The organism is Enterobacter sp. Li2LvB3 (assembly GCF_056156645.1).
On record NZ_JBSICG010000004.1, the window covers coordinates 37,658 to 61,567 of the forward strand.

The window sequence follows — 23,910 nt, forward strand, 5'->3', positions numbered from 1 at the left end:
TTCGGGTCATGTGGAGCAGTTATGCCTTATTTACTAGAAATGAAAAGTATCACTAAAGCTTTCGGTACGGTGAAAGCTGTCGATAACGTCAGCCTGCGGCTCAACGCCGGTGAGGTCGTTTCACTGTGCGGTGAAAATGGTTCGGGTAAATCAACACTGATGAAAGTGTTGTGCGGGATCTATCCTCACGGCAGCTATGACGGCGAAATTGTCTTTGCCGGAGAGGTGATTCAGGCCACACACATCCGCGATACCGAACGCAAAGGCATCGCTATCATTCATCAGGAGCTGGCACTAGTTAAGCATCTCACCGTGCTGGAAAATATCTTCCTGGGCGCTGAGATTTCACGTCACGGCGTGCTGGATTACGACACCATGACGCTGCGTTGTGAAAAGCTGCTGGCGCAGGTGAGCCTCGCGATTTCACCCAATACGCGCGTGGGGGATTTAGGGCTGGGTCAACAGCAGCTGGTTGAAATTGCCAAAGCGCTGAACAAGCAGGTACGGCTGTTAATTCTCGATGAACCCACAGCATCGCTCACCGAACAGGAAACGGCTGTTCTGCTCAACATCATCCGCGACCTGCAACACCACGGCATTGCCTGTATCTACATTTCGCACAAACTCAATGAAGTGAAAGCCATTTCTGACACCATCTGCGTGATCCGCGATGGTCAGCACATCGGCACGCGCGAAGCGGCAGGCATGAGCGAAGACGACATCATTACCATGATGGTCGGGCGCGAGCTTACTGCGCTGTATCCGAACGAACCCCACACGATTGGGGATGAAGTTTTACGCGTTGAAAACCTGACCGCATGGCACCCTGTTAATCGCCACATTAAGCGGGTTAACAATGTCTCCTTCTCACTTCATCGTGGTGAGATCCTCGGCATCGCCGGGCTGGTCGGCGCCGGACGCACCGAAGCCGTACAATGTCTGTTCGGCGTCTGGCCAGGGCGCTGGGAAGGCAGCATTTATATAGATGGCCAGCCAATCCATATCGAAAACTGCCAGCAGGCCATTGCTCAGGGCATCGCCATGGTGCCGGAAGACCGTAAAAAAGACGGCATCGTTCCGGTAATGGCCGTGGGTAAAAACATCACACTTGCCGCCCTCAACCAGTTTTCTGGCGCACTCAGCAGCCTGGACGATGCCGCCGAGCAGCAGTGCATTCTCCAGTCGCTCGCCCGGCTTAAAGTAAAAACCTCCTCCCCGGAACTGGCCATTGGTCGTCTGAGTGGGGGTAATCAACAAAAAGCGATACTGGCGCGCTGCCTGCTGCTCAATCCCCGCATATTAATTCTGGATGAGCCGACGCGCGGGATCGACATCGGTGCAAAATACGAAATCTACAAACTGATTAATCAGCTTGTGCAGCAAGGGATTGCCGTCATTGTCATCTCCTCTGAGCTCCCTGAAGTGCTTGGTCTGAGCGACCGCGTGCTGGTCATGCATGAAGGGAAATTAAAAGCCAACCTGATTAACCAAGGCCTGACGCAAGAACAGGTGATGGAAGCCGCATTAAGGAGCGAACGCCATGTCGAAAAGCAATCCGTCTGATCTTAAAGTCGCTGCACCGACGCCTGGCGCGTTCGCGGGACTTAAGGTACTTAACCTGCAAGTCTTTGTCATGATTGCCGCGATTATCGTCATCATGCTGTTTTTTACCTGGATGACCGATGGCTCATACCTGAGCGCACGTAACGTCTCCAACCTGCTGCGCCAGACGGCCATCACAGGCATCCTGGCCGTGGGCATGGTATTTGTGATTATCTCCGCCGAGATAGACCTCTCCGTTGGCTCAATGATGGGCCTGCTTGGCGGTGTGGCCGCCATTTTCGACGTCTGGTTCGGCTGGCCGCTGCCGCTCACTGTTGCCGTCACGCTGATCATGGGCCTGGTGCTCGGCGCATGGAATGGATGGTGGGTTGCCTATCGCAAAGTGCCCTCGTTTATTGTCACGCTTGCCGGCATGTTGGCCTTCCGGGGCATCTTGATTGGTATTACCAACGGCACAACGGTGTCGCCTACCAGCGCATCTATGTCACAAATTGGGCAGAGCTATCTCTCTGGTGGCTTAGGCTTCACGCTCGGTGTGGTAGGGTTAATGGCGTTCGTTGCCTGGCAGTGGCGCGGGCGTATGCGTCGTCAGGCGCTGGGGCTGACCTCTGCCCCATCGACATCGGTTGTCGGGCGTCAGGCGCTGACGGCGGTGATCGTGCTGGGCGCAATCTGGCTTCTGAACGACTATCGCGGCGTACCGACCCCGGTGTTGCTGTTAGCCCTTCTGCTGCTGGCGGGCATGTTTATGGCCACACGCACCGCATTTGGTCGCCGTATTTATGCGATTGGCGGCAACCTGGAGGCGGCACGACTGTCTGGCATTAATGTAGAACGTACTAAGCTCGCCGTCTTTGCTATCAACGGCCTGATGGTCGCGATCGCCGGGCTGATTCTCAGTTCACGTCTGGGTGCCGGTTCGCCATCTGCAGGGAACATCGCCGAACTGGATGCCATCGCGGCCTGCGTCATTGGTGGCACCAGTCTCGCCGGGGGTGTCGGCAGCGTGGCGGGTGCGGTGATGGGCGCATTTATTATGGCTTCGCTGGATAACGGAATGAGCATGATGGACGTCCCGACCTTTTGGCAGTATATCGTCAAGGGGGCCATTCTGTTGTTGGCAGTCTGGATGGACTCTGCAACCAAGCGACGGGCCTGATAACAGCATTGTTACTTATTTGGGAAGTAAGCCATGTTTGAGAAGCGTCACCGCATTACGTTGTTATTCAATGCCAACAAAGCCTACGACCGTCAGGTGGTTGAAGGTGTAGGTGAATATTTGCAGGCGTCGCAATCGGAGTGGGATATCTTCATCGAAGAGGATTTCCGGGCTCGCATCGAAAATATCAAAGACTGGCTTGGCGATGGCGTGATCGCAGATTATGACGATCCCGTCATCGAACAGTTGCTTACCGACGTCGACGTCCCGATTGTGGGCGTCGGCGGCTCTTACCATTCACCCGAACATTACCCGCCGGTTAACTACATCGCGACCGATAATCATGCGCTGGTCGAAAGTGCCTTTTTGCATTTAAAAGAGAAAGGCGTTCACCGCTTTGCATTTTATGGCCTGCCCGCCTCAAGCGGTAAACGCTGGGCAATGGAACGTGAATACGCCTTCTGCCAACTGGTTGCACAGGAGAAGTATCGCGGAGTGGTGTATCAGGGGCTGGAAACCGCGCCAGAAAACTGGCAACACGCGCAAAACCGCCTTGCAGACTGGCTGCAAACATTGCCTCCGCAAACCGGCATTATCGCGGTAACCGATGCGCGTGCCCGCCATGTGCTACAGGTCTGCGAGCATTTACACATTCCTGTTCCCGAAAAACTGTGCGTCATCGGTATCGATAACGAAGAGCTTACCCGTTATCTGTCACGCGTGGCGCTGTCGTCAGTTGCGCAAGGAACGCGCCAGATGGGATATCAGGCGGCGAAATTACTCCACCGGTTGCTGGATAACGAAGCCTTGCCACTCCAGCGTTTGCTGGTTCCTCCCGTTCGTGTAGTGGAACGCCGTTCAACCGATTACCGTTCCCTGAACGACCCGGCCGTGATCCAGGCCATGCACTACATTCGCAACCATGCCTGCAAAGGTATTAAGGTCGATCAGGTGCTGGATTCAGTTGGCATCTCGCGCTCCAACCTGGAGAAACGCTTCAAGGAAGAGGTTGGCGAAACCATTCATGCCGTCATCCACGCCGAGAAACTGGAGAAAGCACGTAGCCTGCTGGTCTCTACCTCGCTATCTATCAACGAGATATCGCAGATGTGTGGTTACCCGTCGCTGCAATACTTCTACTCGGTATTCAAGAAAGAATACGACACCACGCCGAAGGAGTATCGTGAGCGTCACAGTGAAGTGCTGATATAGTCTGATGCAGAAAAGAAAAACGCCTTCCAGTGGAAGGCGTTTTTTTGGGGATTACATATGTGCGGCAATTAAGCGCTGGTTATCCTGGTACATCGCGAACAGATAGTTGTTATAGCTCTGTCCCTGGGTGGAATAACCTTTCAGCTTGTGGATCATCGTGCTTGCCGTCACTTCCTGATCCGCTTTACGCAGCTGAGCGCGTGACTTACGGAATGAGGAGTATGCCGGGTGCGTGTTCAGGTTCACCACATAGGCGTTCACAGAGTCTTTCACAGACTCAAACTGCGAATACCCTTTCACCGTGCCTGGCGCATTGTTACAACGGCCTTTGACACACTTCATACCGAAGAGATTATTGTTGCTACGCGCCAGTTTCGACGTACCCCAGCCACTTTCGGCTGCGGCCATTGTCGCTACCATGCTGCCTGGGATGATATCCACACGCTCTAACAACGCATTCCACGGCACACGACGCGTGTTGCCGTTCCAGCTTATCTTGTAGCGTTGCGCGATATCTTTCAGACGCGTGCGTTCAGATGGCGACCAGCGGCTATCGTACTGCTTTGATGTCAGCCAGTTACGATCCGCAGTAATCGCGGAATTTTGACTTGTAATATAAGGCATTACCGTCCGGAGAAACGCTTTTTTCCTTGGTGTTCCGGAAGGGTATTTTCGCAAATCAGGAAGTGAACTACTCTTTGCACTATTGCGAGAATACTCTTGTTTACTGCTAACCTTACTTTTACTCGTCGTCTTTATGACGTGGGCTTTATGACTCGATGTATCCGTGTGCGTTTTCGCAAGCACCTCACCTGAAAATGACACGGTGAGTAACATGAGTATCGTAGCCCCAAATCGTCGAATGGGAGTCGATATCATTAGGTCTCCTGGTCGGATTTAGACATTCCAACACCTTATTTTTTTCACAAATTTGAGAGCGGAATCTCAAATCATAACAAAAATAGACTTCCAGAGCACCTAAAGAAATAGTCCAATTCCGAAACTATGTCACCTAAAAGTTGCTCACTAAAACATCATTCCTGAAAAATTGTGTGCGTTATCGCAGATAACTGCTTAATTTTGCGCGGGATCACTCATCCTTTCGCATCACCCTCTCAGAAAGCGCAAAGGGATGAGTTTCTCGACTTTACCTGGTGGCACACTGGTCAAAAATGCCGCGACAGGAAAATGGAATGAAACGCACTGCATTAGCTTTTCTGATGTTACCCGCACTGGCACACGCGGACTGGACATCACCGGGTTTTGGCGCGTTCAGCGCCGAAGGCACCGGAATATTCACCAGCCATGCAAAGCTTGCGAAGGGTACCCGTCCTTTGACGTTGAGTTTTGACAACGCGTGCTGGCAGCCAACAGATGCCATAAAACTCAACGAGATGTTGTCGCTTAAACCCTGCGAAGGTACCCCGCCGCAGTGGCGTCTGTTCCGTGATGGCGATTACCAGATGCGTGTCGATACCCGTTCTGGCACGCCAACCCTGATGCTTGCGATTCAAAGCGTGACGGAACAGCCGGTGGCAAACGTAATCCGTCAGTGTCCAAAATGGGACGGAAAACCGCTAACCCTCGACGTGAGCAGTACCTTCCCTGAAGGCTCAGTGGTGCGCGATTTCTACAGCAAGCAAACCGCGACCGTGCAGCAGGGAAAAATCACACTTCAGCCCGCAGCGAACAGCAACGGTTTGTTGCTGCTGGAGCGTGCCGAAACCGACAAACCTGCCCCTTTTAGCTGGCAAAATGCTGCCGTCTACTTCGTACTGACCGATCGCTACGTTAATGGCGATCCGACGAATGACAACAGCTACGGTCGCCATAAAGACGGAATGCAGGAGATTGGCACGTTCCACGGCGGTGACCTTAAAGGCCTCGCCAGTAAACTCGATTACTTACAGCAACTGGGTGTTAACGCGCTCTGGATAAGCTCCCCGCTGGAACAGATCCACGGCTGGGTGGGCGGCGGTACGAAAGGCGATTTCCCTCACTACGCATACCACGGCTACTACACGCAGGACTGGACAAAGCTTGATGCCAATATGGGCTCGGAAGACGACTTACGTCATCTGATTGATGAAGCCCACAAACGCGGTATCCGCATCCTGTTCGATATCGTGATGAACCACACGGGTTATGCCACGCTCGCCGATATGCAGGAATTCCAGTTTGGCGCGTTGTACCTGCAAGGCGACGAGCTGAAAAAGACCCTGGGCGAACACTGGACCGACTGGAAACCGGGCGCCGGCCAGAGCTGGCATAGTTTTAACGACTACATTAATTTCAGTGACAAAGCCGCGTGGGAAAAATGGTGGGGTAAAAAATGGATACGCACCGATATCGGTGATTACGACAGTCCGGGTTATGACGACTTAACCATGTCGCTGGCGTTTTTACCTGACCTGAAAACAGAATCAACCGTCCCTTCCGGCCTGCCAAACTTTTATCAACACAAGCCAGATACGCACGCCAAAGAGATTGCCGGCTATACGCCACGGGATTACCTGACTCACTGGCTCAGCCAGTGGGTACGTGATTACGGCATCGACGGTTTTCGTGTCGACACGGCTAAACATGTCGAACTTGCCGCATGGCAGCAGCTGAAAGACCAGACAAGCGCAGCGTTAAAGGCGTGGAAAGCAGAAAACCCCACCAAAAAGCTCGATGATGCCCCGTTCTGGATGACCGGTGAATCCTGGGGGCACGGGGTTATGCAGAGCGACTATTACCGCCACGGTTTCGATGCAATGATCAACTTCGACTACCAGGAACAGGCGGCGAAAGCGGTGGATTGCCTGGCCGATATCGACTTAACCTGGCAGCAAATGGCCGAAAAGCTCCAGGGATTCAACGTTCTGAGCTACCTCTCTTCACACGATACCCGTCTGTTCCGTGAAGGAGGGCAGCGTGCCGCAGAGCTGCTCCTGCTGGCACCAGGAAGCATACAAATCTACTACGGGGATGAATCCGAACGCCCATTTGGCCCGACAGGATCTGATCCACTTCAGGGAACACGTTCGGATATGAACTGGCAGGATGTCACGGGCAAAGAGGCGTTAACCGTTGCTCACTGGCAGATCCTGGGGCAGTTCCGCGCCCGCCACCCGGCCATTGGCGAAGGCAAGCAAACTACGCTTTCGCTAAAAGAAGGGTACGGTTTTGTACGTGAGCATAATGGCGATAAAGCCATGGTAGTGTGGGCAGGAAATCAGTAACTCCTCACCTTAACCCTCTCCCGAAAGGGTGGGGGTTAAACCAGCAGAACAATCCACCACATAAATACGCCCACACCGGATAAAACAATAAACCCTGTCGTTTCACTCGATTTGCACCCGCCCGGTGCTAGCGTTATGGTTACCCACTTTCATAATAAGCCCGACAGAACACCTGCTATGACGTTTTCACTTTTCGGCGACAAATTTACCCGCCATTCAGGCATTACACGCCTGATGGAGGATCTCAACGACGGGCTGCGCACACCGGGCGCAATCATGCTCGGCGGCGGAAACCCGGCTCAAATCCCGGAGATGAATGAGTATTTCCAGATGCTGCTTGCCAACATGCTGGAAAACGGTAAAGCGACTGATGCGCTTTGCAATTACGATGGCCCTCAGGGTAAAACAGAGCTGCTCACCCTCCTTGCCGATATGCTGCGTGAAGAGCTGGGTTGGGATATCGAGCCACAGAATATTGCACTGACAAACGGCAGTCAGAGTGCATTTTTCTACTTGTTTAACCTCTTTGCAGGACGTCGCGCCGACGGCACCACCAAAAAAGTGCTGTTCCCGCTGGCCCCGGAATACATCGGCTACGCCGATTCCGGCCTCGAAGAAGACCTGTTTGTTTCTGCACGTCCGAATATCGAGCTGCTGCCGGAAGGCCAGTTCAAGTATCACGTCGATTTTGAACACCTGCACATTGGTGAAGAGACGGGCATGATCTGCGTGTCGCGCCCTACCAACCCAACGGGCAACGTGATTACCGATGACGAACTGATGAAGCTCGATGCGCTGGCGAATCAACACGGCATCCCGCTGGTCATTGATAATGCCTACGGCGTGCCTTTCCCTGGCATCATCTTCAGCGAGGCGCGCCCGCTGTGGAACCCGAACATTGTGCTGTGCATGAGCCTTTCCAAGCTCGGCCTGCCGGGTAGCCGCTGCGGTATCATCGTTGCCAACGAAAAAATCATCACCGCCATCACCAATATGAACGGCATTATTAGCCTTTCACCTGGTGGTATCGGCCCGGCGATGATGTGCGAAATGATCAAACGCAACGACCTGCTGCGCCTGTCAAACGACGTGATTAAACCGTTCTATTACCAGCGCGTTCAGGACACGATTGCCATCCTTCGCCGCTATTTACCGGAAGAACGCTGCCTGATCCATAAACCGGAAGGGGCAATATTCCTCTGGCTGTGGTTTAAGGATCTGCCAATTTCGACGGAGCTGCTTTATCAGCGCCTGAAAAAACGCGGCGTCCTGATGGTGCCAGGGGACTACTTCTTCCCGGGTCTGGATAAGCCGTGGCCGCACACGCACCAGTGTATGCGTATGAACTACGTTCCCGATCCGGACAAAATTGAAGCTGGCGTGAAAATTCTCGCAGAAGAGATTGAAATCGCCTGGCGCGAAGGCGGCCAGTAACGCCCTATGCCAGATAACGCAAACGTTCGGCGCGTAATCTGGCGGGATCAACACAGCTCAGCGTGTGAGTCGGGCAAGCAGCAACGCAGGCTGGCCCGTCCGCGCGATGCGCGCACAAATCGCATTTCAGCGCCTGGGCGTGCTCCGCGACCACAGTAACCTGCATCGCCCCAAACGGGCAGGCCACCATACAGCTCTTGCAGCCAATGCAGCGAGACTGCTCCACCCGCCAGACTCCCGCCTCAGAACGAATTGCCTGAGTTGGGCACACATTCGCACAGGGCGCGTCTTCGCACTGATGACACGCTACCGCAGTAGTAAATGCCCCGCCTTTTATCACCCGGATACGCGAAGAAAACGCCACGGCAGTAACAGCTGCGCAATCCTGCGTGTCCTGATGCGAAACCACGCAGGCCACTTCGCAGGTACGACAGCCAATGCACTTTGCCGAATCAGCAACAATAAACCGGTTCATCTCTTCATTCCGCCTGCGCGCTTAAAACCGCAGATTGCCAGAGAGGTGCGCGACAGCGCTTTGATCAAACAGGGGAAAGGAGCCAGATTTGTGGCATTTGCCACCCGATCTGGCTTTTTGCCAGACATTTAGCTGCGCACGGTAAAACCCAGCTCGCGTGAAATCGCCTCTGCGGTTTCACGCAGGGGTTTTAACAGGTTCTTCTCGCCCACTTGCTTCATACGCGAGGTAGAAAGCGATATGGAGATGGCATACGGCACGCGGCCATGAATATCAAAGACCGGCACGGCAATACACGACACGCCCAGTTCATTCTCTTCTTTATCCATCGCCAGGCTGTGTTCGCGAATGTTTGCCAGCTCATCGTACATGGCGCTGAGTTCAGTAATGGTGTTTCGCGTCAGGGGCTGGATCTGCTCCTGATGGCTGTCCCAGTAGCTCGCCACATAATCCTGGTGGCCAAACGCCATGTAGATCTTACCCATTGCAGAACAGTAGAGCGGCATATGCTGGCCAATATAGGCGCGCGTACGCAACATCCCTGTCGTCGGTTCCAGCTTGTAAATCAGAATGGCATGGTCATCTTCCCGGCTGGAGAAGTTCACCGTCTCACCCGTGGCAATGTTCAGCGTCTCAAGATGTGGCGCCGCCACGTGGATGATGTTCAGCGACGACAGCGCCTTTTGTCCGACGGCAATAAATTTGGTAGTCAGGCGATAGCTGCCCGCGGCCGGGGCTGGTGTGACATAGCCGCACGACTGTAAACCCTGTAACAGCCGATGCACGGTGCTCTTATTCAGCCCCGCAAGTTCTGATAAATGCGCCAGCGGACACCCGTTCGGGTAGTTACTGAGGATCTCAATTAGCATCAGGCCGCGAAACAAGCTCTGGCTACCTGCTGGCCTCTCTTTTTCTTGCGTCATTTCGCTCTCTTTCATGCTCATCAAATGGCTCCTTTTTATCGCGCCCTGATGGTAGCGCAAAGTGTGGCTCAGTTCACGATCTCAACAGAAAAAACACAACCAATTGATTTTAATCGATTTTGAAAATCATGAATGTCGTTGATCTGGCAAAAATTGATCGCTATATTTGAAATCAGATTTCGCATAGTGAAATTTAGAGATAAAAAAGCACTCACAGCGCCCCCTAAAAAGAACAGGAGAACAGGGATGAAAGTGACATTCGAAGAGTTGAAAGCGGCATTTAATCGCGTTCTGCTCAATCGCGGCATTAAAGCCGATACCGCAGAGGCATGTGCGGAGATGTTTGCCCGCACCACAGAATCAGGCGTCTATTCACATGGTGTGAATCGCTTCCCACGTTTTATCCAGCAGCTTGATGCAGGCGACATCATTCCTGATGCGCTGCCAAAACGCGTGACCACGCTGGGTGCGATCGAACAGTGGGACGCCCAGCGTTCTATTGGCAACCTGACGGCGAAAAAGATGATGGATCGCGCCACAGAGCTGGCCTCCGACCACGGTATTGGCCTGGTGGCATTGCGTAACGCTAACCACTGGATGCGCGGCGGCAGCTACGGCTGGCAGGCTGCGGAGAAAGGCTATATTGGCATTTGCTGGACTAACTCCATCGCCGTGATGCCTGCGTGGGGATCGAAAGAGTGCTGCATCGGGACAAACCCATTGATCGTCGCAATCCCGTCCAGCCCCATCACCATGGTGGATATGTCGATGTCGATGTTCTCTTACGGGATGCTGGAAGTGAACCGCCTGGCCGGGCGCACACTGCCGGTTGACGGAGGGTTTGACGACGAAGGCAACCTGACCAAAGAACCGGGCGTGATTGAGAAAAACCGCCGCATTCTGCCAATGGGCTACTGGAAAGGTTCTGGCCTGTCTATCGTGCTGGATATGATTGCGACCCTGCTCTCTAACGGCTCCTCTGTGGCGGAAGTCACTCAGGACAACAGCGACGAGTACGGCGTGTCACAGATCTTTATCGCCATTGAGGTCGATAAACTGATCGACGGCCCAACCCGCGATGCCAAACTTCAGCGCATTATGGATTTCATCACCAGTGCCGAGCGCTCAGACGAAAACGTTGCTGTTCGCCTGCCAGGGCATGAATTCACGCGCCTGCTGGAAGAGAACCGTCGTAACGGTATCACCGTTGATGACAGCGTTTGGGCGAAGATCCAGTCGCTGTAAGGAGTGACGCCATGATATTCGGACATATTTCACAGCCAAACCCGTGCCGCCTGCCGCAGGCAATTGAAAAAGCACTCGATTTTCTGCGTAACACAGACTTCACCGCCCTGGAGCCTGGCGTCGTGGAAATTGACGGACGGAACATCTTCGCCCAGGTGCTCGACCTTAAAACGAAGGAACAACACCAAAACCGTCCTGAAGTGCATCGCCGTTACCTGGATATCCAGTTTCTCGCCTGGGGTGAAGAAAAAATAGGTATCGCTATTGATACGGGTAATAACGAAATAAGTGAATCGTTGCTGGAACAACGGGATATTATTTTTTATCACGGCAGTGAAAACGAATCGTTTATTGAAATGACCCCAGGCAATTACGCTATATTTTTCCCGCAGGATGTTCATCGTCCTGCCTGTATTAAAAACAAGGAAACTGCAATTCGTAAAATTGTAGTGAAAGTGGCGATCAGCGAATTACCGTAATTTTCTGATAAATACAGGAACGCGAAATGACCAACACCGGTTTTATTATTGGTGCGTACCCCTGCGCACCCTCGTTTCACCAGAAAGGGGAACAAGAAGAACACACCTTCTGGCGGGAACTTTCCGACACGCCGTACATTCGCGGGCTGGAACAACCCTGTCTTGAAGACCTTCATCCTTATGGCGATGAATGGTTGTTCCGTCATACGCCTGGCGACTGGCAAATCGTGGTCACAGCAGTGATGGAAACCATGCGCCGGCGTGGCACAAACGGTGCCTTTGGCCTGGCCTCCGCAGACGAAGATCAGCGAAAAGCCAGCATCAATTTTTACCGTCATTTGCGCCAAAAGATTGATGCCGCCAATACGCGTTTCCCGGGTAAAGTGATCGCGCTGGAAATGCAGGCCGCCCCACAGGCAGGCAACGCCTCGGTTGAGCAGGCCACTGACGCCTTCGCCCGTTCCATCCGCGAAATCGCCGGATGGGACTGGTCATGCGATCTGGTTCTGGAACACTGCGATGCCATGAACGGCAGCGCGCCACGTAAGGGATTTTTGCCCCTGGAGCAGGTGCTGGACGTCGTGAAAGACACCGATATCAGCGTGTGCATTAACTGGGCGCGTTCGGCCATTGAAGGACGAAATACCACGCGACCTGTTGAGCATGTTCAGGCGGCACTCAAGGCCGGTAAGCTCGGGGCACTGATGTTCTCCGGCACAACAGCAACCGGTGAATACGGTGACTGGCAGGATCTCCATGCGCCGTTTTCTTCGTTCTGCGCCGAAAGTTTAATGACGACTGAACACGCAAAAACACTGTTTACTGCGGCGAGCACCGCAACATTGAAATTCTCCGGTATTAAATTACTGGAAATAAATGCTAATGCTAACGTCAGCCATCGCATCGCCATTTTGCGTGACGGCATTAGCGCTATGAATAAAGCAACGCAATAACAATAAAAATAACATCCCTATATCGGTTACATTAACTGAGACATTAAATATGAACACTTCTTCTAATGCTCTACATGCGGATATTCCACACCAGCGCTGGCTAAGAATTATCCCTCCCATTCTTATCGCCTGCATTATTTCATATATGGACCGTGTGAATATTGCATTTGCGATGCCAGGCGGCATGGACGAGGAGCTGGGTATTTCTGCCACCATGGCAGGCCTGGCGGGTGGCATCTTCTTCCTTGGCTATCTATTCCTCCAGGTGCCTGGCGGCAAAATTGCCGTTCACGGCAGCGGTAAGAAATTCATCGGCTGGTCGCTGGTCGCCTGGGCGGTGCTCTCGGTACTGACGGGTCTGGTCACGAACCAGTATCAGTTGCTGGCGCTACGCTTCTTACTCGGCGTGGCTGAGGGCGGGATGCTGCCTGTCGTGCTCACGATGATCAGTAACTGGTTCCCGGATGCCGAACGTGGTCGGGCAAACGCCATTGTTATCATGTTTGTACCCATCGCCGGGATTATCACCGCGCCGCTGTCGGGCTGGATAATCACCGCACTCGACTGGCGCTGGCTGTTCATCATTGAAGGCCTGCTGTCGATTGTGGTTCTGGTGCTGTGGGCGCTCACCGTCTACGACCGTCCGCAGGAAGCACGCTGGATTTCCGAGGCTGAAAAAAACTACCTGGTACAAACCCTGGCGGCAGAGCAACAAGCGATCGCCGGTAAAGAGGTGAAAAACGCCTCACTGAGCGCCGTGCTTTCCGACAAAACCATGTGGCAGTTAATCGCCCTGAACTTCTTCTACCAGACCGGGATTTACGGTTACACCCTCTGGCTGCCCACCATCCTGAAAGAGCTGACACACACCAGCATCGGCCAGGTGGGGATGCTCGCCGTTCTGCCTTACATCGGTGCTATTGCGGGCATGTTCCTGTTCTCTTCACTCTCTGACCGTACCGGCAAACGCAAACTGTTTGTCTCCCTGCCGCTGATTGGCTTCGCGCTCTGCATGTTCCTTTCTGTGGCGCTAAAAGAGAACACCTGGCTGGCCTACTCCGCTCTGGTCGGCTGCGGCTTCTTCCTGCAATCCGCTGCTGGCGTGTTCTGGACCATTCCGGCGCGTCTGTTCAGTGCCGAAATGGCAGGCGGTGCGCGCGGTGTCATTAACGCCCTGGGCAACCTCGGTGGTTTCTGCGGCCCTTATGCGGTAGGCGTGCTTATCACGCTGTACAGCAAAGACGCAGGGGTTTACTGCCTGGCGGTATCTCTGGCGCTGGCATCGTTGCTGGCCCTGCTGTTACCGGCGAAATGCGATGCCGGATCGGAAACGAATCCCACGGTGAATCCGCATAAACGTGCGGCCTGATGCCCTCACCCAGCCCTCTCCCACCGGGAGAGGGCGCAAGACGAGAGAATCAAAGATGAGTGAAAAAGAGCCCTTCTGGCTGGGTATCGATTGTGGCGGTACTTATCTGAAAGCCGGTTTATACAACAGCCAGGGTAAAGAAGTGTGTATTGAGCGCCGCTCGGTTTCCACCCTCAGCCCGCGCCCTGGCTATGCCGAACGGGATATGCACCAGCTCTGGCAACACTGCCACACAACCGTCGCACTGCTGCTGAAAAACGCCCATGTCAACGGCGAGCAGATCAAAGGTATCGGTATTTCTGCTCAGGGCAAAGGGCTGTTTCTTCTTGATAAACAGGATCAACCGCTGGGCAACGCCATGCTCTCCTCTGACCGTCGGGCACTGGAGATTGTGCAGCACTGGCAGCAGGACGGCATCCCCGAAAAACTCTACCCGCACACGCGCCAGACGCTGTGGACAGGGCATCCGGCATCGCTCCTGCGCTGGGTCAAAGAGAACGAACCGCAGCGTTATCAGCAGATTGGCTGCGTGATGATGGCGCACGACTACCTGCGCTGGTGCCTGACGGGGGTAAAAGGCTGCGAAGAGAGCAACATCTCAGAATCCAACCTCTACAACATGAACACCGGCCAGTACGACCCGCAGCTGACTCGCTGGCTCGGGATTAGCGAAATTGATGGCGCGCTTCCGCCCATTGTCGGGTCAGCAGAAATTTGCGGGGAAATCACCGCTCAGGCAGCCTCGCTTACCGGTCTGGCGGCGGGTACTCCCGTCGTTGGCGGGCTATTTGATGTGGTTTCCACCGCGATCTGCGCCGGATTACATGACGAATACACCCTTAACGCGGTGATGGGAACCTGGGCCGTGACCAGCGGGATCGCCAACGGCATTCGCGATAACGAACCTTTTCCTTATGTGTATGGCCGCTACGTTCATCCGCAGCAGTACATCGTGCACGAAGCCAGTCCTACCTCATCCGGCAACCTGGAATGGCTGACCGCACAATGGGGTGACGTGTCGTTCAGTGAGATTAACCACGCCGTCGCCAGCTTACCGAAAGCGGAAAGCGATGTGTTTTTCCTGCCTTTTCTCTATGGCAGCAACGCCGGTCTGGAGATGACCAGTGGTTTTTACGGAATACAGGCGCTGCACACCCGCGCCCATCTGTTGCAGGCGGTTTACGAAGGCGTGGTCTTTAGCCACATGACCCATCTGAACCGGATGCTCGAACGCTTTACGCAGGTGACGTCACTGCGTGTCACGGGTGGCCCAACCCATTCGGATGTGTGGATGCAAATGCTGGCAGATGTCAGCGGCCTGGCGATAGAGCTGCCGCAGGTTGAAGAGACGGGGTGTTCCGGCGCCGCGCTGGCAGCACTCGTCGGTACGGGCATCTATAGCGATTTTCACGCTGCGCAGCGTGCCCTGCGCCATGACATCCGGATTATTGAACCCGACATGTGCGCCCATGCTGCCTACCAGCGCAAATACCACCGATACCAGTTACTGATTACCGCACTACAGGGCTATCACGCCCGTGTTAAGGAGTTCGACCTATGAGCCGTCCATTATTGCAACTGGCGCTCGACCATACCTCACTTCAGGCTGCGCAGCGCGATGTCGCTTTGCTTGCGGATCATGTCGATATCGTCGAAGCGGGCACCATTCTGTGCCTGACCGAGGGGTTACAGGCCGTGCGCGCACTTCGCGAGCAGTGCCCGGACAAAATCATCGTGGCCGACTGGAAAGTGGCCGATGCCGGAGAAACGCTGGCACAACAGGCGTTTGGCGCTGGCGCCAACTGGATGACCATCATCTGCGCCGCGCCGCTGGCAACCGTTGAAAAAGGCCATGAGGTTGCACAACGCTGCGGCGGTGAAATCCAGATGGAGCTGTTTGGTCACTGGACACTGGACGATGCCCGCGCGTGGTATCGCACAGGCGTACAACAAGCCATCTACCACCGCGGACGCGATGCCCAGGCCAGCGGTCAGCAGTGGGGTAAAGTAGACCTCGCCAGAATGAAAGCGCTGTCCGATATCGGTTTGCAGCTTTCTGTCACCGGCGGGATCACCCCTGCCGACCTGCCGCTGTTTAAGCAAATTAACGTTAAAGCCTTTATCGCCGGGCGCGCGCTGGCAGGTGCAGAAAATCCACCGCAGGTGGCACAGGCATTCCATTCGCAAATCCGCGACATCTGGGGAGAGTAACCATGCGTCAGCATCCGTTAGGTATTTATGAAAAAGCGCTGCCAAAAACGCTCTCCTGGCCAGAGCGCCTGGTTCTGGCAAAAAGCTGCGGGTTCGATTTTGTTGAAATGTCGGTCGATGAAACCGATGAACGCTTATCCCGCCTGGAGTGGAGCACCACGCAGCGCGCGTCTCTGGTAGAAGCCATGCTGGAAACAGGTGTATCGATCCCGTCGATGTGTTTGTCCGCCCACCGCCGCTTCCCGTTTGGCAGCCGCGATGAAACCGCGCGTGAACGCGCTCGCGAGATCATGACCAAAGCCATCAGGCTGGCGCGTGATCTGGGTATCCGCACCATTCAGCTTGCAGGTTATGACGTTTATTACGAAGAGCATGACGAGGGCACGCAACAACGCTTCGCCGAAGGGCTAGCCTGGGCAGTCGAACAAGCCGCTGCCGCTCAGGTGATGCTGGCAGTGGAGATCATGGACACCGCCTTTATGAACTCCATCAGCAAGTGGAAAAAGTGGGACGACATGCTCGCCTCGCCGTGGTTTAGCGTTTACCCGGATGTCGGCAACCTGAGCGCATGGGGTAACGATGTGACCGCCGAGCTGACGCTGGGCATTGACCGTATTGCCGCAATCCACCTGAAAGATACCCAACCCGTCACCGAACAAAGCCCGGGCCAGTTCCGCGATGTGCCGTTTGGCGAAGGGTGCGTTGACTTTGTTGGCGTGTTTAACACGCTGAATCAGCTGAATTATCGCGGGGCATTTCTCATTGAAATGTGGACCGAAAAAGCAAAAGAGCCCGTACTTGAAATTATCCAGGCACGTCGCTGGATTGAAGCCCGTATGCAGGAAGGAGGCATGGCATGTTAGAACAACTCAAAGCCGAAGTGCTGGCGGCAAACCTGGCGCTTCCCGCCCACCAGCTGGTGACATTTACCTGGGGCAACGTTAGCGCAGTCGATCGTGAAAGCGGCCTGATGGTGATCAAACCTTCCGGCGTGGAGTATGACGTGATGACCGCAAAGGATATGGTGGTGGTAGATATCGCCACCGGCGCGGTTGTCGAAGGGAGCAAAAAACCCTCGTCAGACACGCCAACGCATCTTGCGTTGTACCGCCGTTATCCTGAGATTGGCGGCATCGTGCATACCCATTCCCGCCACGCAACCATCTGGTCACAGGCGGGGCAAGATCTACCAGCCTGGGGAACCACTCACGCAGACTACTTCTACGGGGCAATCCCCTGCACGCGTCTGATGACCACAGCAGAAATTGCCGGGGAATATGAGTATCAGACCGGTGAAGTGATCATCAAAACCTTCGAGGAGCGTGACCTTAGCCCGATGCAGATCCCGGCGGTGCTGGTGCATTCCCACGGCCCGTTTGCCTGGGGCAAAGATGCCGCCGATGCCGTACATAACGCCGTGGTCCTGGAAGAGTGCGCCTATATGGGTCTGTTCTCGCGCCAGCTGGCCCCCCAGCTACCGGTGATGCAGCAAGATCTGCTGGACAAACACTACCTGCGCAAGCACGGGGCTAATGCGTATTACGGGCAGTAATTACCCGGAATTAATATGTTCCTTACAATACCGCCGTTTCCAGACGGCGGGTGTTAAGCCCGTGTGCTTAGTGAATATCTGCCGGAAATAGCCCACGTCATTAAACCCGCAGCGGGTTGCCACTTCGGTGAGTGATGCGGAGTCGTTCAGTAACAGTTTTTCTGCCGCCCTGACACGCTGGCGATGAATCGCCTCTGTCAGGGTTAAATGGAAGGTGCGACGAAACACCCGCCCCAGATAGTCGGCATTACAGTGCAATTCCCTGGCAAGTTGCGAAGTGGAGAGGGGTAAATGAAATTGTGTGCGAATGAGCTGTTTCGCCTTCCAGGCCATCGAAGCGCCGGCCTCATCCATTTTGTCTTCATATCCGGAAGAGAGCGAAACCTGCTGTAAAATCAGGAGCAACAAGAGTTCCAGCGCAATGCTGCGCTGTAATTTTTCCTGCTCGCTCAGAAACTGGCGGAACAGTGAAATGACATATTGCGCATCCCTTACGCTGCAATGTTGTTCTATTGCCAGAGGCGGAGCGTTCTGCGCGGCGTTTTCCACTTCAACATTTTCCACTTCAAAGTGCAGCCAGTAGAATTTGAGGTCTGCCGGGAAATCCTCCACGCCAACGTGTCGCCGATTCGGCCAAAGCAATAAGCTCTCTCCGGCCTTCACCTCAAAAAGGGTATTTTCCTCGAGGATCGTTAACGTCCCTTTTTCGACAAAAATAATCTCCCACGACGTCAATTTTCTCGCCGGATGGCGACCCACACCCCGGGAAATGAATAACCCGCCATTTTGTACTTTAATCGGAAGCGCTATGGATAATTCAAGCATCGGTATTCACTATCCCGCTTTTATCGTCGTGAAAATTGAGTTTATTTATTGATTATTAATAAATATTAACTTCTCCGCCCGATCCAACTCACATTTTTGGCATCAGGTCGGAATCGTCATCTTTTTATACTTTTCCCTTCCCTTGTTGGTCTTTCCGTTCAGTGCAGAATGAATGGGGTACCTTGCACAAATACGATAAAAATCGATTACCGAGGAGTTACCTCATGACTTCCACACCGATTACACAATCTGACGTTGCACAACAGGTAATGGATGACCGCCTGTCAGTTCGCGAAAAAATAGGCTATGGCCTGGGTGACGCGGGCGGCACAGTAATTACCTGTCTTATCATGAACTTTCTCACCTTTTTCTATACCGATATCTTTGGTCTGACGCCTGCTCTCGTCGGCACGCTGTTTATTGCACTTCGCGTGTTTGACGCCATCTCCGACCCAGTGATGGGCGTGATTGCTGACCGTACGCAAAGCCGGTGGGGACGCTTTCGCCCCTGGCAGCTGTGGGTGGCGTTACCGATTGGGATCATCGGCGTACTGACCTTCACCGTCCCGGAAGCCAGCATGGGGGTGAAAATCGCCTGGGCATTCGGAACATACTTGCTCCTGTCTGTGGGTTATACCGCCATCAACGTGCCTTACTGCGCGCTGATTAACACCATGACAACGCGCCACAACGAGGTGATCTCCTGCCAGTCCTGGCGCTTTGTGTTGTGCGGCGTTGCCGGGTTTTTAGTGTCCGTCGGCCTGCCGTGGCTGGTATCTGCATTAGGCCAGGGCAATGCCGCAAAGGGTTATCAGCTTGGAGTGGGCGTGCTGTGTGCCATCGCCGTGGTGATGTTCCTGTGCTGCTTCTTCTGGGTGCGTGAGCGAGTACCGCTGGCACTGATGGGCAAATTCACCCTCCGTGAGCATCTGGCTGGCCTGCGTAATAACGACCAGTTGCTGCTGATGCTGGTGATGTCCTTCCTGCTGATTAACGTGTTCAATATTCGCGGCGGCGGATATATGTATTTCATCACCTACGTGCTCCAGGGCAGCACCGCCTACACCTCACTGTTTTTCACCATGGTGACCTTTGCAGCCATTCTCGGGGCGGTGATCGTTAACCCGCTGTCCCGCCGTATTGATACGGTCAAACTCTACTATTACACCAACCTGGTGCTGGCCGTACTCGCGGCGGGAATGTGGTTCCTGCCCGGCGGGCCGAATGACCAGACGCTGTGGCTGATTGTGATCCTGAGCAACGGCGTCATTCTGGGCTTTACGCTGCCGCTGCACTTTTCGCTGATGGCCTTCGCCGATGACTACGGCGAATGGAAAACCGGCGTGCGCTCATCTGGCATGAACTTCGCCTTCAACCTGTTTTTCATCAAGCTGGCGTGGGCCTCCAGCGCCGGGATCATCAGCCTGGTGTTTATCGCCGTGGCCTACCAGCCTGGTGCCGGTAATCAGACACCGGCGTCCCTGCAGGGCATCACCGCCATGGAGACGTTGCTCCCTGCCCTTTTCCATCTGCTGCTGGCTGTCTCTATCCGCTGGTGCAGACTCAACAATCCAATGATGTCGCGCATTTCCACCGATTTGCGCCAGCGTCACGTACAGTCCTGAGGAGAACGAGATGTCCATAATGGAAGCCGACCTGCACACGCTTAAAATTAACGATCCCTTTCTTGGCCAGTATCAGCAGCTGGTGCGCGATGTGGTCATTCCCTACCAGTGGGATGCGCTCAACGATCGCGTGGCAGAAGCCGAGCCAAGCCACGCCATCACCAACTTCCGCATTGCGGCGGGTCTGGAGAAAGGCGAATTCTACGGCATGGTATTTCAGGACAGCGACGTGGCGAAATGGCTTGAAGCCGTGGCGTGGTCACTGTGCCAGAAGCCCGATGCAGAGCTGGAAAAAACCGCCGATGAGGTGATTGAGCTGGTTGCGGCGGCACAATGCGAAGATGGCTATCTCAACACCTATTTCACAGTGAAAGCCCCCGAAGCGCGCTGGTCGAATCTGGCTGAGTGCCACGAGCTTTACTGCGCCGGACATATGATTGAAGCTGGCGTGGCGTATTTTCAGGGGACGGGGAAACGCCGTTTGCTGGAGGTGGTCTGCAAGCTTGCCGATCACATCGATAGTGTATTTGGTCCAGGCGTTAACCAGCTGCACGGTTATCCTGGTCACCCGGAAATTGAACTGGCGCTGATGCGGTTGTACGACGTAACGCAGGAGCCGCGCTACCTGGCGCTGGTGAAATACTTCATTGAAGAACGCGGGGCGCAGCCGCATTTTTACGATATCGAATACGAGAAGCGCGGCAAAACGTCACACTGGAACACCTATGGCCCGGCATGGATGGTGAAAGACAAAGCCTATAGTCAGGCGCATCAGCCACTTGCGGAGCAACAAACGGCAATTGGTCATGCGGTGCGTTTTGTCTATCTGATGGCAGGTATGGCACATCTGGCGCGCCTGAGTCATGACGAAGGCAAGCGCCAGGATTGTTTGCGGTTGTGGAAAAATATGGCCCAGCGTCAGCTCTACATTACCGGTGGGATCGGCTCGCAGAGCAGTGGCGAAGCCTTCAGCAGTGATTACGATCTGCCCAATGACACAGTGTATGCCGAAAGCTGTGCCTCGATTGGCCTGATGATGTTTGCCCGCCGGATGCTGGAGATGGAAGCAGACAGCCAGTACGCCGACGTAATGGAGCGGGCGTTATACAACACGGTATTAGGCGGTATGGCGCTGGACGGGAAGCATTTCTTCTATGTGAATCCACTTGAGGTGCATCCCAGGACGTTGTCGTTCAACCATATCTACGATCACGTGAAGCCGGTTCGCCAGCGCTGGTTTGGCTGCGCGTGTTGCCCACCAAACATCGCTCGTGTGCTGACTTCGCTCGGTCATTACATCTATACCGTTCGTGAGGATGCGCTGTTTATCAACCTGTATGTGGGGAACGACGTTGCTATCCCGGTTGGCGATCGCACGTTACAGCTGCGTATCAGCGGTAACTATCCGTGGCATGAGCAGGTAAAAATCGACATTACCTCTCCGGTGCCGGTGACTCACACGCTGGCTCTGCGCCTGCCGGACTGGTGCGCGACCCCGGACGTTGCCCTGAATGGCGAAGTCATTAAAGGGGAAGTGGCACGGGGTTATCTTTACCTCACCCGCAGCTGGCAGGAGGGAGATACCCTCAAGCTGACACTACCCATGCCGGTTCGCCGTCTGTACGGTAATCCACAGGTACGCCAGCAGGCGGGTAAAGTCGCCCTGCAACGCGGGCCGTTGGTTTATTGTCTGGAAGAGGCCGACAACGGTACGAATCTGCATAACCTCTCCCTGCCAGAGGAGAGCACATTCCGGGTCTTTGAAGGGAAAGGGATATTCGCTCATAAGATGCTGATTCAGGCAGAGGGCATCGGTTGCCATGCAGCAGATTCAGATGCGTTGTGGCAATACGACCGTTCACCGGTGCAGCGTCAGCCTCAGACATTAACCTTTATTCCATGGTTTAGCTGGGCGAACCGCGGTGAAGGGGAAATGCGAATTTGGGTGGATGAGGCGTAGGCAGAAATCATAATCGACGCCAATATATAATACATTCAATGAACTCGGCATTGCCGGGTTCTTTTTTATATACCGTATAAAATAACAATTGTGATCTAAACCGCGGAATCGTTTTTTACATATCAACTATGCCTGTATCCCATTGAATGGGATACGATTTAGTGCTATTCCATTAATACATACAGCAAAAAATAAGGATATACCATGGAATTCACTGAAAGATTAAATTCATTATCAAACAAAATAAAACAACAGATTGAAGTAATTAATACAGAAGAAGCAACAAAAACTGCCTTTGTGATGCCTTTCATCCACAATGTTTTAGGATATGATGTTTTTGACCCGTCCGAGGTCACTCCTGAGTTCGTCTGTGATGTCGGAACTAAAAAAGGGGAAAAAATCGACTACGCCATTATGAAAGATAATGATGTGCAAATATTAATTGAATGTAAAAAGATTGGCGAGCCATTAAATGTAAATCACGCATCTCAGCTTTTTAGATATTTCCATGTTACAAACGCAAGAATATCTATTTTAACCAATGGCCAAAATTATAAATTTTTCACGGACCTTGACGCACCGAATAAAATGGATGAAAAACCATTTTTAGAAATTGATCTTCTTGATATTGATGATAATGTAATACCTGAATTAAAAAAACTGACAAAATCATCCTTCGATCTCGAGTCAATAATCAATGCTGCTGGTGAATTAAAGTATGTGAGTCAGATAAAGAAAATCTTACACTCACAGCTCAATAACCCTGAAGATGATTTTGTAAAATTCTTTGCTTCAAGAGTTTATGATGGAATCTTAACCCAAAAAGTCAGAGATTCTTTTTTAAACCTTACGAAGAAAGCGGCAACCCAATATGTAAATGACCAGGTCAATGAAAGACTTAAATCAGCTATCACAGGAATAACACCATCCGTTGTTGAAGCCCCAGTAGAGCATCAACAGACTGAAGAAGAGAACCAGAAGGATGATAGCGACGTGGTAACCACTCTGGAGGAGCTTGAGGGTTATCATATAGTAAAAGCAATCACCAGAGCGGTATTAGACGCACCACGAATTACTCACAGAGATACCAAAAGTTACTTTGGCATTCTCGTAGATGACAATAATCGTAAGCCGTTATGTCGATTACATTTCAATCGCTCTCAGAAATATATTGGCCTTTTTGATTTAGAGAAAAATGAAACGCGTCATCCAATTGCTTCCATTGATGATATCTACTCCTTTGCCGATATATTGAAAGCCACGGCAGAACTTTATAATTAATATTCACTCAAGGCAGCACTCGACGTGCTGCCTCTGCCAGGAATGCACTCCGGTTGCTGAACTGGGGATGTTCACTGACAAAGGAATCGATCTTCACCAACAAACGACGGGGCATGGTGATATTAATACGCTCAGCCCTGCCGTCAAACTGCTTCATATTGATGTCCACCAGCAGCCACTGCCCACCGATAAAATCAGCTGGAGTTGCTTCAAGATGCGCTTCAACATTCCCAGGCAAAGGTAGCTCTTCTTCGCTTTCAAACAGCGTTTCAAAGTGAGCAGTCAACGCTGCACGAGCGTCCTGAAAAGCATCATCCAGAGAATCCCCTGCAAAAAAACAGCCTGGCACATCAGGAAAAAAGCCACTGGCGCTTCCGTTGAGGTCAGAATGAATATAAGCCGGATAAAACATAACTACTC

At 53.2% G+C, this 23,910-nt stretch carries 21 protein-coding genes; 16 read left to right on the plus strand and 5 right to left on the minus strand.

Annotated elements, in window-relative coordinates; translation table 11 throughout:
• The first annotated feature begins 21 nt into the window (after nucleotides 1-21).
• The 3 genes from ACS603_RS04470 to xylR are packed head-to-tail and all read left to right on the plus strand — an operon-like array spanning nucleotide 22 to nucleotide 3,934.
• On the plus strand, nucleotides 22-1,563 hold the full coding sequence (locus ACS603_RS04470) for a xylose ABC transporter ATP-binding protein (RefSeq protein ID WP_182063219.1): 1,542 nt from the start codon (nucleotides 22-24) through the stop codon (nucleotides 1,561-1,563).
• Nucleotides 1,541-2,722: a xylose ABC transporter permease XylH gene (xylH, locus tag ACS603_RS04475; RefSeq protein ID WP_474943824.1), complete on the plus strand. Its 1,182-nt coding sequence runs from the start codon at nucleotides 1,541-1,543 to the stop codon at nucleotides 2,720-2,722. The genes ACS603_RS04470 and xylH overlap by 23 nt, the downstream gene beginning before the upstream one ends.
• 33 nt (nucleotides 2,723-2,755) lie before the next feature.
• Nucleotides 2,756-3,934 carry a D-xylose utilization transcriptional activator XylR gene (xylR, locus tag ACS603_RS04480; protein WP_182063217.1) on the plus strand — a complete coding sequence of 393 codons (1,179 nt, stop codon included), beginning with the start codon at nucleotides 2,756-2,758 and terminating at the stop codon, nucleotides 3,932-3,934.
• 51 nt (nucleotides 3,935-3,985) lie between these two features.
• On the opposite strand, the gene ACS603_RS04485 is transcribed toward xylR, so the two are convergent.
• Nucleotides 3,986-4,813 carry a protein bax gene (locus ACS603_RS04485; RefSeq protein ID WP_182063216.1) on the minus strand — a complete coding sequence of 276 codons (828 nt, stop codon included), beginning with the start codon at nucleotides 4,811-4,813 and terminating at the stop codon, nucleotides 3,986-3,988.
• 314 nt (nucleotides 4,814-5,127) lie between these two features.
• Between ACS603_RS04485 and ACS603_RS04490 the strand changes: the two genes are divergently transcribed.
• Together ACS603_RS04490 and avtA are read left to right on the plus strand one after the other, a co-directional pair.
• Entirely contained in the window at nucleotides 5,128-7,158 is a 2,031-nt protein-coding gene (locus ACS603_RS04490) for an alpha-amylase (RefSeq protein ID WP_474943825.1), read from the plus strand.
• A 177-nt stretch (nucleotides 7,159-7,335) separates the two neighbouring features.
• On the plus strand, nucleotides 7,336-8,592 hold the full coding sequence (gene avtA / locus ACS603_RS04495; protein ID WP_474943826.1) for a valine--pyruvate transaminase: 1,257 nt from the start codon (nucleotides 7,336-7,338) through the stop codon (nucleotides 8,590-8,592).
• 4 nt (nucleotides 8,593-8,596) lie between these two features.
• Here avtA and ACS603_RS04500 read toward each other — a convergent pair whose 3' ends face one another.
• Nucleotides 8,597-9,067: a 4Fe-4S binding protein gene (locus ACS603_RS04500; RefSeq protein WP_474943827.1), complete on the minus strand. Its 471-nt coding sequence runs from the start codon at nucleotides 9,065-9,067 to the stop codon at nucleotides 8,597-8,599.
• 128 nt (nucleotides 9,068-9,195) lie between these two features.
• On the minus strand, nucleotides 9,196-10,011 hold the full coding sequence (yiaJ, locus tag ACS603_RS04505) for an IclR family transcriptional regulator YiaJ (RefSeq protein ID WP_182063212.1): 816 nt from the start codon (nucleotides 10,009-10,011) through the stop codon (nucleotides 9,196-9,198).
• A 225-nt stretch (nucleotides 10,012-10,236) separates the two neighbouring features.
• On the opposite strand from yiaJ, the gene yiaK reads away from it, so the two are divergent.
• From yiaK to araD, 8 genes are read left to right on the plus strand one after another with little or no spacing between them, the layout of a single operon-like run.
• On the plus strand, nucleotides 10,237-11,235 hold the full coding sequence (gene yiaK / locus ACS603_RS04510) for a 3-dehydro-L-gulonate 2-dehydrogenase (protein WP_474943828.1): 999 nt from the start codon (nucleotides 10,237-10,239) through the stop codon (nucleotides 11,233-11,235).
• 11 nt (nucleotides 11,236-11,246) lie between these two features.
• Entirely contained in the window at nucleotides 11,247-11,714 is a 468-nt protein-coding gene (locus tag ACS603_RS04515) for a YhcH/YjgK/YiaL family protein (protein ID WP_182063503.1), read from the plus strand.
• A 26-nt stretch (nucleotides 11,715-11,740) separates the two neighbouring features.
• Complete coding sequence (locus tag ACS603_RS04520; protein WP_474943829.1) at nucleotides 11,741-12,667, plus strand: DUF4862 family protein; 927 nt, start codon at nucleotides 11,741-11,743, stop codon at nucleotides 12,665-12,667.
• 49 nt (nucleotides 12,668-12,716) lie between these two features.
• Entirely contained in the window at nucleotides 12,717-14,036 is a 1,320-nt protein-coding gene (locus tag ACS603_RS04525; RefSeq protein ID WP_182063209.1) for an MFS transporter, read from the plus strand.
• Between the two features lie 55 nt (nucleotides 14,037-14,091).
• Nucleotides 14,092-15,597 carry an FGGY-family carbohydrate kinase gene (locus ACS603_RS04530; protein WP_474943830.1) on the plus strand — a complete coding sequence of 502 codons (1,506 nt, stop codon included), beginning with the start codon at nucleotides 14,092-14,094 and terminating at the stop codon, nucleotides 15,595-15,597.
• Complete coding sequence (ulaD, locus tag ACS603_RS04535) at nucleotides 15,594-16,247, plus strand: 3-keto-L-gulonate-6-phosphate decarboxylase UlaD (protein ID WP_474943831.1); 654 nt, start codon at nucleotides 15,594-15,596, stop codon at nucleotides 16,245-16,247. The genes ACS603_RS04530 and ulaD overlap by 4 nt, the downstream gene beginning before the upstream one ends.
• Before the next feature lie 2 nt (nucleotides 16,248-16,249).
• Nucleotides 16,250-17,110, plus strand: a complete 861-nt coding sequence (locus ACS603_RS04540) for an L-ribulose-5-phosphate 3-epimerase (RefSeq protein WP_474943832.1) — start codon at nucleotides 16,250-16,252, stop codon at nucleotides 17,108-17,110.
• Nucleotides 17,104-17,799 (plus strand): L-ribulose-5-phosphate 4-epimerase, encoded by a 696-nt coding sequence (araD, locus tag ACS603_RS04545; RefSeq protein ID WP_182063205.1) that lies wholly within the window; start codon nucleotides 17,104-17,106, stop codon nucleotides 17,797-17,799. Before ACS603_RS04540 ends, araD begins: the two co-directional genes overlap by 7 nt.
• On the opposite strand, the gene ACS603_RS04550 is transcribed toward araD, so the two are convergent.
• On the minus strand, nucleotides 17,800-18,624 hold the full coding sequence (locus ACS603_RS04550; protein WP_182063204.1) for an AraC family transcriptional regulator: 825 nt from the start codon (nucleotides 18,622-18,624) through the stop codon (nucleotides 17,800-17,802).
• Nucleotides 18,625-18,848: 224 nt separating this feature from the next.
• Here ACS603_RS04550 and ACS603_RS04555 point away from each other — a divergent pair, with 224 nt between their 5' ends.
• The 3 genes from ACS603_RS04555 (at nucleotide 18,849) to ACS603_RS04565 (ending at nucleotide 23,490) form a co-directional block, all read left to right on the plus strand.
• Nucleotides 18,849-20,249, plus strand: a complete 1,401-nt coding sequence (locus ACS603_RS04555) for an MFS transporter (protein ID WP_182063203.1) — start codon at nucleotides 18,849-18,851, stop codon at nucleotides 20,247-20,249.
• Between the two features lie 10 nt (nucleotides 20,250-20,259).
• Nucleotides 20,260-22,209, plus strand: a complete 1,950-nt coding sequence (locus ACS603_RS04560) for a glycoside hydrolase family 127 protein (protein ID WP_474943833.1) — start codon at nucleotides 20,260-20,262, stop codon at nucleotides 22,207-22,209.
• Nucleotides 22,210-22,413: 204 nt separating this feature from the next.
• The gene (locus tag ACS603_RS04565) at nucleotides 22,414-23,490 is read left to right on the plus strand and encodes a type I restriction endonuclease (RefSeq protein WP_474943834.1); all 1,077 of its coding nucleotides are present in this window, start codon (nucleotides 22,414-22,416) and stop codon (nucleotides 23,488-23,490) included.
• Between the two features lie 7 nt (nucleotides 23,491-23,497).
• Here the strand turns inward: ACS603_RS04565 and ACS603_RS04570 are convergent, their stop codons facing one another.
• Nucleotides 23,498-23,902, minus strand: a complete 405-nt coding sequence (locus ACS603_RS04570) for a type II toxin-antitoxin system HicB family antitoxin (RefSeq protein WP_315687514.1) — start codon at nucleotides 23,900-23,902, stop codon at nucleotides 23,498-23,500.
• Nucleotides 23,903-23,910: the final 8 nt, after the last annotated feature.